The following is an 11,636-nucleotide window of genomic DNA, read 5'->3' on the forward strand; positions in this document are numbered from 1 at the left end:
GCGCGTCGGATGCGATCGCGGTCCTCACCGGTGCCGGCATCAGCACCGAGTCGGGCATCCCCGACGACCGGGGACCCAAGGGGGTGTGGACGACGGATCCAACGTCGATGCGCCTGGTGAACATCGATCGCTGGCCGACCTGGAGCCGTGCTCGAGCTCCACGGGACGATCCGGGAGGCGACCTGCCTGTCGTGCGGGCGCCGCACCCCGATGCAGGACCAGCTCGACCGGGTGCGCACGGGCGACCCCGAGCCTGCGTGCGTCGAGTGCGGCGGCATCCAGAAGTCCACCGGTGGGGTTGGCCCTCGATGTCGGCGTGTCGGCACTCGGGCCGATCAGCCCAGGCTCGCCCGCCGGCGCCGCCATACCCATCGCCCCACCAGCACGAGAGCGACCGCGGCCACGACGGCCCATCCGATCGACGACAGGATGCGGTCGATCAGCTCGACGTTGTTCCCGATGACGGTGCCGAGGAGGACCACGGCGGTCGCCCAGCCGGCGACCAGTGGGATCGAATACACGACGAACGTCTTCGTCGGCACCTCCGCGATGCCCGCTGCGAACGGCACCATGCCCGCGACGCCGGTCGCGAGCCGCCCGACGACGATCGTCTTCCCCGCGTTCTCGTGGATCGCCTCGCTCGCCCGGTCGACCTTTCGGCCGAACCAGTCGGCGAACGGGAGGTGATCGACCGCCGACCGTCCGTACCGCCGGCCCATCAGGAAGCCCGCCATCTCACCGGCGAGCGCGCCCACGATGCCGAGCACGATCACGATCGGCACCGACATCTCACCTCTGGCCGCATACACGCCGGCGACGGCGAGGATCACGTCCCCCGGGATCAGCACGCCGAGGAACGCGGCGGACTCCAGGAACATCGCGGTCGGCACGATCGCGTATCCGAGCGTCGTGAAGGCCGGCCGCAACCACTCGACGATCTCGGTCACGATCGCCGTCACGGCGATCAGGAACGCTCGAGCTCGGCGGTCGTCGCGATGCCGATGTGGAGTGCGAGCGACGTCAGCCCCGACCACAGCACGAGGGCGACGACCGCGAGCAACGGCCCGTATGTCCGTGTCGTCGTCGTCGACACGGCGAAGTAGAGGCTCAGCAGGGCCGTGAAGATCGTCCACAGCACCAGCGCGACGCCCGCGCCGGCCGCGCGCCGTCGCGTGGAGCCGAGCGGTGCCGTCGGTGCGGCCCGCATCATCAACAGCAGCGCCGCCGCGACGAGCGCGACGCCGATCGGCCAGCGCAACCCGTTCCACACGAGGTCGGCCGTCCCCTCGAGGGCGAACCCCTCCACGACGGAGTTCCCTGCGCCGAGCGCGACCCCCCCGAGTCCCAGCAGGAGGCCGACCGGGACGGCGAGCATGGCAGCGCGCACGTACTTGGCAGCGCCGGACCGTTCCTGCTCGTGCCCGCGCCCTACGAGGCGGTCGGCGCTGCGCTGCACCTGCGCCATCGCGAACATGCCTGAGATCCACGCCGCGCCGAGGCCGGCCAGGGCGACCATCGCACCGCCCGAGGCGCCCTGCTGGGCGGCCTCCTGGATCAGGCGTCCCGACGGACCCGGCGCGACGCTCGTCGCGAGGTGCTGCACGGTCCGCCGGATCTCGGCGAGGCCGAGCACGCTCGCGAGCCCGACGAGCCCGATGAACCCCGAGAGCATGATGAACACCGTCTGGTACGCGAGGGCCCGGGTGTGGCTCGTGCCGTCGGCTTCCCGATAGCGGTGAACCACGTCGGTCGCGAACCTCCTGAGCGAGCGTGCCGGCGCGGCAGGCAGCCGGATCGTGGAGTCCTGGATCGTGGATCGCATCTGCCCGACATTCCCTGCCCTTCCGACCGCCAAACGTACTCACGCAGTCTCCCTCCGCGGGGGCGACGGCGGGAGGAGGCGGCACCGACGTCCCCGATCCAGGGCGGTGGCCGTTTGAACCCGGGCCGTGCCGGGAAGGTCCGTCCGGCGGACGAGCGATCAGAGGGGGACGACATGGCGGGGAAGACGACCGAAGAGCGCGGTGAGCTGAACGAGCAGGCGGGGGCCGTCCGGCAGCTCGCGGGACGGCTGAAGGGCGACCGAGCCCTCGAGGCCAAGGGACTCGTCCAGCGCGCGAAGGGCTCGGTCCAGAAGACCGCCGGGGCAGCCGTGCGCAAGGCGACGGAGGACGAGGACCCCGAGCGGTCTGCGTGAGCGACGAGGACGCCACAGTAGTCCTGGATCTGGTGCGGCGCCTGATCCGCGGTCGCACCTGACCCTCGTTCGCGCGATGCTCCCCGGCTGGACCCGTCGAGGGCGTCGAGCCCGTCTCACCCCGGGCGCACGGCCCGCTCGACGCTCGTCGCGAATCGCTCCGAGACCTCCGCCATGCGCTCCCGATCGGCGCCGAGCCAGATCCCGAACCGGAACTCGGTGTCGCCGAGCATCTGCGCGTTCGGCGTCGGCGTCCCAGGTCCCGCCGGCCAGGGACGGGTCGCGAGCGTCTCCCGACTGATCGTGCCGACGCAACGGAGCAGCGTGACCGCGATCGCGCGCCCGTCGACGATCTCGTACTCGAACACGCCCTCGCCGAGCACGGCGACGTCCGACGCCAGGACGACGTTCCGGGCGGGCCACGTCGGCGACGGCGCCTCGACGTCGCCTCCCTCGCCCACGAGCGGCCGCTCGACGATCTCGAAGGGGGCGCCCGCCCAGGCGCAGTCGGCCGGCTCCCCGAGGTCGACGTGCACGCGCAGGCGGTGGTCCTCTCGCTCGTTGCGAATCGTGCCGTCGATCACGAGGAACGACTCACCGGCCGGTCGCGTCGCGCGCCCGCGGATCGTCAGACCGTCCCACTCCAGGCGGAACCGGCTGCCGTCGCTCTCGACGCTCCGCGGCGAGGTCGGCTCCTGTCCCTCCTCGGCCCAACAGAACGTGTAGAGATCGCCCGCGTCGGGCTCGTCGAGGAACCGGAGCGGCACGCCGTCGACCGCGATGCCGCCCTGGATCGCCGAGATCTCCGCCCCGACGAGCGGCACGGCAGCTGCGCTCTCGTCGGCGTCGGCGCGCCCGAGCACGTCCTCCGCGATCGCGCGGACCTCCGCGAACCGCGCGTCCACGTCGATCGCCACCTGATCGTGGGAGCACCCACAGGCCGAGTCGTGGGCGCCGTTCAGCACGAGCAGGCGCCAGGCGCGCCGGATCTCCAGGTCGGCGCCGGGCACTGACACCGCCGCCTCGCCCGCCCGCTCGACGAGCCGCTCGACCCGGCCCCGGTCGAGCTTCTGATGCACCCTTGCCGAGACCACGTTCGGCAGCAGGTGGGCCCGCGCGCCCGACCGGAGCTCGCCCTGCCACACGGGCAGGTCCTCGGGCAGGACACGACCCTCGAGGTGATCGTCGATGCAGCCGACCCGGGCGTCGATAGCCGGCATCAGTGGCGCCGCCGCAACGAGACGCTCGGGCAGCGTGGCGTCGGGGCCGGCGTGGTCGTAGCCGACCATCAGCAGCACTCGGTCGTCGACGAGAAACGGCCGCATCCGCTCGACCTGCGCTTCGATCGTCCGGGCCAGCTCCTGTGGCTCGGTGGCCCGCATCAGCCCGGCGCCGGCGAAGTAGCCGAACGGCATGTACTCGCACAGCACGTCCGCGGCGCCGTCCGTCGACCGCCACCGGAACGTCGAGCGGTCGATCGCCGCGGGCACGCCGCGCCAGACGAGCGCCCACCCGAGGCCGCCCTCGCGCAGGATCCGCGGCATCTGGCCGATGTGACCGAACTGGTCCGGCAGGTACCCGACGCGCGGCTCGGCCCCGAGCTCCCTCGCCCGCTGGAGCCCCATGCGCAGGTTCATCACGTGGGACTCCCCCGAGACCAGGAACTCGTCCATCTGCGCCACCCACGGCCCGGCCGAGAGTCTGCCTTCGCGCACGCGCTGCGCCAGCTCGTCGGCGCGCTCGGGGCGCCGCTCGAGGTAGTCATCGATCATCGCGGTCTGCCCGTCGAGGTGGAAGTGCGGGAACCCCTCGGCCGCGAGATCCAGGAGCGTGTCCATCATCTGCACGAGCCGCTCGACGAAGACGTCGAACGGCTCGTACCACTCGCGGTCCCAGTGCGTGTGCGGAACGAGCGTGACCTTCACGTCGGGGTCATACCCCCTCTCACGCCCGAAGGGAAGCCGGCCGACACCACGAACGGTGTCACGGGGTCCGGGGGATCACGCGGATGATGCGGCGGTCCCATTGCCAGCCGGATCGGCAGAGGTTCGCTCGGTGAATCCGAGCCGGAGCCCGCGCGCTGCGTCGCCTTCGAGCCAGACGACGCCGTCCTCGGTCGGCCCGAGCGGGAGCACTCGGCGCGTCTCGACGAGCGATCCGACGCCGAGCACGATCCCAGCGATCCGATCGACGGCGCCCTGTCGAAGCACGAGTGCGCCGGATGCGAGCGGGACGCGGACGGCAGCACCGGCCGTCGGCGGCGCGAAGGTCTTCCCCAAGAGGGTCGAGAACGCCCTCGTGACGGCATCCGGTGACGGGACTTCCAGATGGACCGCCATCAGCGAGCGGGCGCCGCACCTGTGGGATCCGGACAGCCGAGGCGGCCAGTCGCGCGCGATGTCGGTCGGAGCCGTCCGGCGGACCAAGGTCGGGAGCCGCACGTCGCCGGATCGAACCTCGACGTCGTCCCAGGTCCCGTCGACGCCCTCCCACACGCCGAAGGTGTATGTGAGGCCCGTCGCGTCCAGATGGGCTCGGAGCGCATCGGGGTCGGCGAATCGAAGGAAGCACGTCGTCGCCTGCCACCCGACACGCCCGGCGTCGGCAGAGACCTCCAGGTACGTCCGATCGAGGTAGACGCGGCTGTGGCGCTCGGGTGCAGCGGGCGAGACCGTCGCGGCGAGCCCGAGCTTCGCGTCGAGATGCTCGACCGCATCCGGAAGATCGGGCACCGCGATCGACGCATGGTCGAGCCAGAGCGGAAAGGGCGCGGTGCTCGTCACAGGTGCGTGACCTTCATGCCAGGGTCGGGAGCACCTGCTCGAGGAACTCCTCGAGCCGGCCCCGCCCCTCGGACGGCCAGCCGATCACGAGGTAGGAGATGCCGCCGGCCGTCATCCACTCGTGGTTGGCCTTCACCTGGTCCCACGGCTCGGAGATCGACAGGCTCGAAGCCCTCACGATCGAGGCCGGGTCACGGCCGACCCCCTCGGCGGCGCCGTCGATGATCGCGGTGATCTCGGCGAGCTCGGCAGCATCGCCGGCCCAGCCGTGCCACGCGTCGGCGTACCGGCCGGCGATCGGCAGCGTCCGCCGTCGGCCTTCCCCGCCGATCCAGATCGGCGGGTGCGGTCGTTGCACCGGCCTCGGGCGGTAGGTCGCACCCTCGAGGCGGTAGTGGCGCCCCTCGAACGTCGCGTCGTCCTCGGTGAACAGCATGCGCAGGACCTGGACCCCTTCCTCGAGGCGGTCCATCCGCTCGGCCGTCGGGGGGAATGGGATGCCGAGCTCGCGATGCTCCGACGTGTTCCAAGCGGCGCCCACCGCGCACTCCACGCGTCCGCCGGAGAGGTGATCGACCGTGACGACCTCGGTGGCGAGCACCGAGGGATGCCGGTGCGTCATGCCCGTGACGAGCGTGCCGAGCCGCACCCGCGAGGTCTCGCGGGCGAGCCCCGCGAGCAGCGTCCAGGCCTCGAGCGAAGGGCCGCGCGGATCGCCGTAGAGCGCCTTGAAGTGGTCGAAGACCCAGACGCCGTCGAGGCCGGCGTTCTCGGCGAGCGTGGCGCGCGCGACGAGCTCGTCCCACGTGAGCTGGTGCTGCGAGATGTCGAGGCCCCAGCGCATCGGACGCTCAGGCGTCCCGCTCGGCGCGGCGGACGGCGCGTCGGTCGAGCCAACGACCGAACCACCCCCGCCGCCGGAGGTGACCGGTCAGGCGCTCGCGCTCGCCGTCCCTGATGCGATCGGCGTGCTGCGCCCGCATCGTCTCCCGCATGGCCTCGTTGACCTGGCGCGGATCGCGGATCATGCGTCGAGCATATGCCAGCCACCCGGGGTGGATGAGAGCCGGTTGCGGCCGACCCGCGCGGGAGGAACACTTCGCTCGTGGAGCGTCCGGACGTCAAGTTCACGCGGGCCGATGACGGTGCCTACCTCGCGTACCAGGTGTTCGGGGACGGGCCGGTCACGCTGTTCTGGTCGGAGGATACCTTCGCCATGGTCGACTCGTGGTGGGACTCCCCCCCGGAGCGAGCCTGGCACGAGGGGCTGGCGGGGTTCGCGCGCATCGTGATCCACGACCGGCGTGGCATCGGCCTGTCGAGCCGCGACGTCGCCCCCGGCAACCTCGAGATCCAGGTCACCGACATCCTCGCGGTACTCGACGCCGTCGGCTCGCAGCGGTGCGCGTTCGGCGGGTTCTTCGAGTCCGGCGCCCCGAACGCATTGCTCGCCGCCACCTACCCCGAACGGATCAGCGGGCTCGTATGGATCGCGCCGACCGCACGGACGCTCTGGGCCCCCGACTACCCGTGGGCGGCGAGCCAGGAGGTGATCGAACGGGAGCGAGAGATCACCGCGGGCTGGGGGACCGGGGCGTGGGCGCAGGCGTTCGTGGATCTCTACTCGGATGCGCTGAGCGGACCGTGGGGCGACGAGACCTACATCCGGTTCCTCGCGACCGTGAGCCGACGGACCTGCACGCCCGACATCGCGAGGGAGCTCTCCACGATCTGGAGCGAGACGGACGTGCGAGGGGTTCTCCCTTCGATCCAGGCCCCTGTCCTCCTGATGGCGCCCAAGATCGACGGCCACGTGGAACACGCGCGCTACCTGCAGACGCAGATCCCGAACGCCGAGATCGTCACGTTCCCGGGTCCCGTCCTCGAATACCGCGACTTCGGCACGGTGCACGAGGCGATCCGAGGGTTCATCGGCGCCGAGCCTCGCGCCATCGACCCCGAGGATCGGGTGCTCGCGACGCTGCTGATGACCGACATCGTCGGCTCGACCCAGAGGGCCGCGGAGGTCGGTGATGCCGGATGGCGGCGACTCATCGCCGAGCACGATGACCGTGCGAAGACCGAGATCGAACGGTTCCGCGGGACCTACGTCGACTCGGCGGGCGACGGCGTGTTCGCGAGGTTCGACGGCCCTGCCCGCGCGATCCGATGCGCCCAGGGCATCGCTGAGGCCGTCCGACCGCTCGGCGTCGACATCCGCGCAGGACTGCACACCGGTGAGGTCGAGCTCGACGGGGACCACGTGAGGGGCATCGCCGTGCACATCGGCGCGCGCGTGGCGTCCCTCGCGGGCCCATCGGAGGTGCTGGTCTCGTCCACGGTGAAGGACCTCGTCGCCGGCTCGGGACTCACGTTCGAGGACGTCGGCGAACATGAACTGAAGGGCGTCCCCGATCGGTGGCGCCTGTACCGGGTCGTGAGCGAGACAGGAGCACGCCTGGACCCCCCGGGACCCCAGGATCCTTACCGTGGATCGTAGGCCGGTGCCACGGCCACCATGGCCTCGGCCGGCGTGTCCGTGATGTTGCGCAGCTCGTAGGACGTGCCCTCGGGCACGTAGAAGCCATCGTCGACATGCAGCTCGAACCACCGCTGTCCCGCGGCGTTCGGTGTCTCGGTCAGCAGCACGTTCACCGAGCCCGCGAGCACGTGCATCGTGGCATCGCCACCGTGGCGACGGACATCGGTGCGTCCGCCGGGCCGCAGCACGACCCGCTCGGCGGTGAGGTGCTCGGTGCTGACGTACGTCCGCACCAGGGAGCCGGTGCCCTCCAGGCGATCGAGCACGTCCCGGTCGCCGAGGACATGGAGCCGGGCCTCGGCCGCACGTTCCGGGGCAGCCATCGGCCACCGGCCGATGTACCGCTCGTCGCGATAGTGCACCTCGCCGAGCAACTCCTTCGAGCGGGCGTACGCGCTGGAGGCTCCGGTCGCCGGCGGCGGTGCGAAGAACTCCAGGACCCGCAGCTGTTCCTCGCCGAAGCTCATCGCGTGATGCCAGGTATCGCGCCGGAAGAAGACCGCGTCGCCGCGATCGACCCGTCGTACCTCGCCGTGCTCCGGATCGGCGATCACCATCGTGCCCGAGAGCACGAACAGCAATTCGTCGGCGGCGAACACCGTGCGGAACTGATCGGAGTGCGTGAATCGAGCGCCCGGTGATAGGGAGAAGACGAGGTGATGGATCTTGTCGCTCGAGACGTAGATCCAGTCAGGCACTCGACCGGCCTCGTCGTCTCCCCAGAGATGGAGCCGGGCGCTCGCGTAGGGGATCGCCGTCGCCTCGTCGAAGGTCGGGCGCGGCGACGACGCGGGGACGGTGACCGGGACATCCTCACCCGCAGGTCGTCCCGCTTGCCGGTCTCGCTCGGCGTCGGCTCGTTCCCTGGTCGCCATGTCGCGCGAGTATACGCAGCCCCGAACCTCAGGGGAAGACCGGTACTAAGACCGGTCCCTACCTCTTGGGGGCGAGCCGGTCCACATCACTGCGAGTCGGCGGTCAGCTTCGTGCGGAAGCGGTAACGGTCGCCACGATAGACGATGCGGGACGTCTCGATCGGGTGGCCGAGATCGTCGAAGGTCGTCTGCCGCGACACGAGCACGGGGGCGTCCTCGTCGAGACCGAGCAGGGGCGCGATCACGGGCCCTGCGGAGGTGGCCTCGAGCGTGCAGTCCGCGAGCGTGGGCGCGATGCGGGCCTTCGTCCGCAGGATCTCGTAGACCGAGGCCTCGCCGTAGTCGGCGTCGGCCAGAGCCGGGCAGAGGGCGAGCGGGATCAGGCAGTGGTGCACCGCGACCGGGACCCCGTCGAGCAAGCGGACGCGCTCGAGTTCGAGGACCGAGGCCCCCGGCGCGACCTGGAGGCTCTCGGCTTCGTCCATCGTGGCGTCACGGACCTCGTGGCACAGCACGCGAGCCGTGGGGTCGAGTCCGCGAGCCCGCGCCAACGTCGTGAAGCTCTGCAGGGCGTTGGGCGGCTCGCTCAGATGCCCGTCGGAGACGAACCACCCCTTCCCGGGGGACGCCTCGATCAGACCGTCGTCGACCAACGCCGCGAGCGCCCGGCGCGCCGTCACCCTGCTGATGTCGAAGCGCTCGCAGAGCTGGCGCTCGGAGGGAAGCTGCTGCCCCGGCCCGAGTCGGCCCGCGGCGATGTGCTCCGCGATCGCCAACTGCACCTGCTGATAGAGAGGGATGTCCTTGCGTTCCGGGTCGAGGACCAGGGTGAGCGATGCCGCCATGGGCCTCATCCTCGGCCTCCCGCCGAGGCCCTGTCAACGACTGGTCCTATGCTGGTCTCATGTCCGGCCTGCGCCTCACGGTGACCGATCGAGGCGCTGATTTCGACGCGGCCGGTGCCGCGATGATCGCCGACGCGATCGAGGCCGTTCCCGGCGCAGCCCTCGCGGTGGCGACCGGACGCACGCCGATGGGCGCCTACGCGCGTCTGGCCGGAGACCTGCCCGCTCGTTCGGCGCCGGGCCTCCAGCTGTTCCAGCTCGACGAGTACGTCGGCGTGGCGGCGGACGACCGGCGCTCGCTCGCCGCATGGACCCGACGGAGCTTCGTGGAGCCGCTCGGCGTCGATCCCGACTCCGTCGTGTGGCTGGACGGGCTCGCGGACGACCTGGTGGCGGCGTGCCGCGACTACGACGACGCCGTCGCGGCGGCCGGTGGACTCGATCTCGCCGTGCTCGGCCTCGGACCCAACGGTCACCTCGGCTTCAACGAACCACCGTCGGACCCGTCCTCGCGCACGAGGGAGGTCCGGCTGTCGGAAGCCAGCCTCGCGTCGAACGCGGCCTATCGACCCGGCCTGCCCGTACCCCGCACCGCGCTGACGGCCGGTCTCGACGTGCTGCTCGCGGCTCGGCGGGTGGTGCTGCTCGTCTCGGGCAGCGACAAGCGTGAGATCGTCCACCGCGCGCTCGAGGGGCCGGTGACGCCCGAGGTCCCCGCTTCGTTCCTGCAGCGACACCCGGACCTCGTGGTCGTGGTGGATCGAGACGCCTGGGAGGCATGACCCGACGCCCAGCTGATACAGAGACCCGATCACTGCAGCGCCGCCAGCAGGGTCGTGGAGCCGATCATCATCGCCACGCCGACCCACTGATGCCGATGGAGTCGTTCGTGCAGCACGACGGCGCCGAGCACCACGGCGACGGTGGAGAACTGTGCCGCGATCACCGCGACGACCGCGACCGGTCCGAGGTCGAGCGCCGTCGTGAACGCGGCGAAGCCCACCGTCTCGATCGCAGCCGCGCGCAGCACAAGCCCCAGATCGGCGCGCGGCGGCCCGAGCGGCGCCCCGGAGAACGGCGCGGCCGCCCACAGCACCAGGAGCCCGGTGAGGCGGTAGGCGGCCACCGACCACACGGGGCCGATCCGTTCGCTCGAGGCGGCCAACGCGACCGTGTACACGCCCAGGAGCACGGCGCCGAGCACGGCCCATGCGACCCCCTCGGCTCGTCCACCGTCGCGGACGTACGTCGCGACCACCACCCCGACGACGCCGAGCGCGAGGCCCGCCATGACGAGCGGCGAGAACCGCTCTCCCAGGAGGACGATCGCGACGAGGGCGGCGAACCCCCCGCTCGTGGCGACGGTCGGCGACACGATCGTGAGCTGACCGGTGCTCAGTGCCCGGAAGTACGCGAGGGTTCCCCCGAGCGCGAAGAGGGCCGGCGCCACCGCATACGGCAGGTCCCGGCCCGAGGGGATGGGTCCGGTGAAGAGCGCGACCGGCAGGATCATCACGGTGCCGAAGACCATCAGCCACCTCGCCAACCCGAGCGGCCTCAGCCGTCTCGAACCGCGCAGCATCAGGAGTTCCGCGACGCCCCACGCGAGCGCCGCCACCGTGGCGAGCGCGACGGACACCGGGTCAGCCCACCGAGGCGTGCTCGCCGCCGTCGACGAGCACGGTCGCGCCGCTGACCCACGACGCGCGGGGAGAGGCGAGGAAGGTGACCACGGCCGCCACCTCTTCGGGTGTTCCCATACGCCCGCCGGGGATGCGAGCGACGTGCGCACGGAACCCCTCGGGGTCGTCGAGGCGAACGCGATCCCACCAGCCGCCCGGGAAGAGGATCGCCCCAGGGCAGACGGCGTTCACGCGGATGCCGAGCGGTCCGTACGAGACGGCCGCGTTCTTCGCCCAAGCGAGCAACGCCGCCTTCATCACCGAGTACGCGTGGTGCGGCGTGGCGCCGGACATGCCGTCGATCGAGCCGAGGCAGACCATCGAGAACGGCCTCTCAGGCTGGGCGTCGAGGACCGCCGATGCGAGACGGACCGACTGCATCAGATCCACGTCGAACGAGGCCGCGAACTCGGCCTCGGACGCGCCGGCGGCGTTCGCGGTGGCGTTGGCCACCACGACGTCGATCCCTCCGGCTCCCTCGACGGTCCCCTCCACCAGCGCGCGCACCGCATCGGGGTCGCCGACGTCGGCCTGGACCGCTCGGACCCGATCGGATCCCAGCGCTGTGCGCGTCCGCTCCAAGCGATCGAGGGAACGCGCGCAGATGGTGACGGTCGCCCCCTCATCGAGGAACGAGCGAGCGATCGCCGAGCCGATCCCTCTGCTGCCTCCCGTGACGACGACGCGAGATCCAGCGAGCTCGAGATCCACG

General features: G+C 71.4%; 13 protein-coding genes. 3 read left to right on the top strand and 10 right to left on the bottom strand.

Features of this window, described 5'->3' with window-relative positions; genetic code table 11:
• Nucleotides 1–335: 335 nt before the first annotated feature.
• Nucleotides 336–959 carry a DedA family protein gene (locus VFI59_04080; protein ID HET6712870.1) on the bottom strand — a complete coding sequence of 208 codons (624 nt, stop codon included), beginning with the start codon at nt 957–959 and terminating at the stop codon, nt 336–338.
• Between the two features lie 5 nt (nt 960–964).
• Nucleotides 965–1,822, bottom strand: coding sequence for a YhjD/YihY/BrkB family envelope integrity protein (locus VFI59_04085; protein ID HET6712871.1), 858 nt, complete (start codon nt 1,820–1,822; stop codon nt 965–967).
• 174 nt (nt 1,823–1,996) lie between these two features.
• On the opposite strand from VFI59_04085, the gene VFI59_04090 reads away from it, so the two are divergent.
• On the top strand, nt 1,997–2,197 hold the full coding sequence (locus tag VFI59_04090) for a CsbD family protein (GenBank protein ID HET6712872.1): 201 nt from the start codon (nt 1,997–1,999) through the stop codon (nt 2,195–2,197).
• 116 nt (nt 2,198–2,313) lie between these two features.
• Here the strand turns inward: VFI59_04090 and VFI59_04095 are convergent, their stop codons facing one another.
• From VFI59_04095 to VFI59_04110, 4 genes are all read right to left on the bottom strand, one after another.
• Complete coding sequence (locus tag VFI59_04095; protein HET6712873.1) at nt 2,314–4,122, bottom strand: hypothetical protein; 1,809 nt, start codon at nt 4,120–4,122, stop codon at nt 2,314–2,316.
• Between the two features lie 75 nt (nt 4,123–4,197).
• A complete protein-coding gene (locus VFI59_04100) occupies nt 4,198–4,980 on the bottom strand; it encodes a VOC family protein (GenBank protein HET6712874.1) in 783 nt (260 codons plus the stop codon).
• 13 nt (nt 4,981–4,993) lie between these two features.
• Nucleotides 4,994–5,824 (bottom strand): TIGR03560 family F420-dependent LLM class oxidoreductase, encoded by an 831-nt coding sequence (locus VFI59_04105; protein HET6712875.1) that lies wholly within the window; start codon nt 5,822–5,824, stop codon nt 4,994–4,996.
• Between the two features lie 7 nt (nt 5,825–5,831).
• Nucleotides 5,832–6,008, bottom strand: coding sequence for a hypothetical protein (locus VFI59_04110; GenBank protein ID HET6712876.1), 177 nt, complete (start codon nt 6,006–6,008; stop codon nt 5,832–5,834).
• A gap of 77 nt (nt 6,009–6,085) precedes the next feature.
• Between VFI59_04110 and VFI59_04115 the strand changes: the two genes are divergently transcribed.
• Nucleotides 6,086–7,480, top strand: coding sequence for an adenylate/guanylate cyclase domain-containing protein (locus VFI59_04115; GenBank protein ID HET6712877.1), 1,395 nt, complete (start codon nt 6,086–6,088; stop codon nt 7,478–7,480).
• Here the strand turns inward: VFI59_04115 and VFI59_04120 are convergent.
• Complete coding sequence (locus tag VFI59_04120) at nt 7,465–8,397, bottom strand: cupin domain-containing protein (GenBank protein ID HET6712878.1); 933 nt, start codon at nt 8,395–8,397, stop codon at nt 7,465–7,467. The genes VFI59_04115 and VFI59_04120 overlap by 16 nt on opposite strands.
• Before the next feature lie 86 nt (nt 8,398–8,483).
• Nucleotides 8,484–9,242 (bottom strand): GntR family transcriptional regulator, encoded by a 759-nt coding sequence (locus VFI59_04125; GenBank protein ID HET6712879.1) that lies wholly within the window; start codon nt 9,240–9,242, stop codon nt 8,484–8,486.
• Between the two features lie 59 nt (nt 9,243–9,301).
• On the opposite strand from VFI59_04125, the gene VFI59_04130 reads away from it, so the two are divergent.
• A complete protein-coding gene (locus VFI59_04130; GenBank protein ID HET6712880.1) occupies nt 9,302–10,024 on the top strand; it encodes a glucosamine-6-phosphate deaminase in 723 nt (240 codons plus the stop codon).
• 29 nt (nt 10,025–10,053) lie between these two features.
• Here the strand turns inward: VFI59_04130 and VFI59_04135 are convergent, their stop codons facing one another.
• Together VFI59_04135 and VFI59_04140 are read right to left on the bottom strand one after the other, a co-directional pair.
• The gene (locus VFI59_04135) at nt 10,054–10,881 is read right to left on the bottom strand and encodes an EamA family transporter (GenBank protein HET6712881.1); all 828 of its coding nucleotides are present in this window, start codon (nt 10,879–10,881) and stop codon (nt 10,054–10,056) included.
• Between the two features lie 4 nt (nt 10,882–10,885).
• On the bottom strand, nt 10,886–11,635 hold the full coding sequence (locus VFI59_04140; GenBank protein HET6712882.1) for an SDR family oxidoreductase: 750 nt from the start codon (nt 11,633–11,635) through the stop codon (nt 10,886–10,888).
• Nucleotide 11,636 lies beyond the last annotated feature (1 nt).

The organism is Actinomycetota bacterium, assembly GCA_035697485.1.
Taxonomy (GTDB): domain Bacteria; phylum Actinomycetota; class UBA4738; order UBA4738; family HRBIN12; genus JAOUEA01.

Bases quoted from the DNA above. Each gene is read 5' to 3' on its own strand.
- VFI59_04110 (HET6712876.1), bottom strand. From the start codon at position 6,008: ATGATCCGCGATCCGCGCCAGGTCAACGAGGCCATGCGGGAGACGATG.
- VFI59_04125 (HET6712879.1), bottom strand. From the start codon at position 9,242: ATGGCGGCATCGCTCACCCTGGTCCTCGACCCGGAACGCAAGGACATC.
- VFI59_04090 (HET6712872.1), top strand. From the start codon at position 1,997: ATGGCGGGGAAGACGACCGAAGAGCGCGGTGAGCTGAACGAGCAGGCG.
- VFI59_04105 (HET6712875.1), bottom strand. From the start codon at position 5,824: ATGCGCTGGGGCCTCGACATCTCGCAGCACCAGCTCACGTGGGACGAG.
- VFI59_04085 (HET6712871.1), bottom strand. From the start codon at position 1,822: ATGCGATCCACGATCCAGGACTCCACGATCCGGCTGCCTGCCGCGCCG.
- VFI59_04120 (HET6712878.1), bottom strand. From the start codon at position 8,397: ATGGCGACCAGGGAACGAGCCGACGCCGAGCGAGACCGGCAAGCGGGA.
- VFI59_04130 (HET6712880.1), top strand. From the start codon at position 9,302: ATGTCCGGCCTGCGCCTCACGGTGACCGATCGAGGCGCTGATTTCGAC.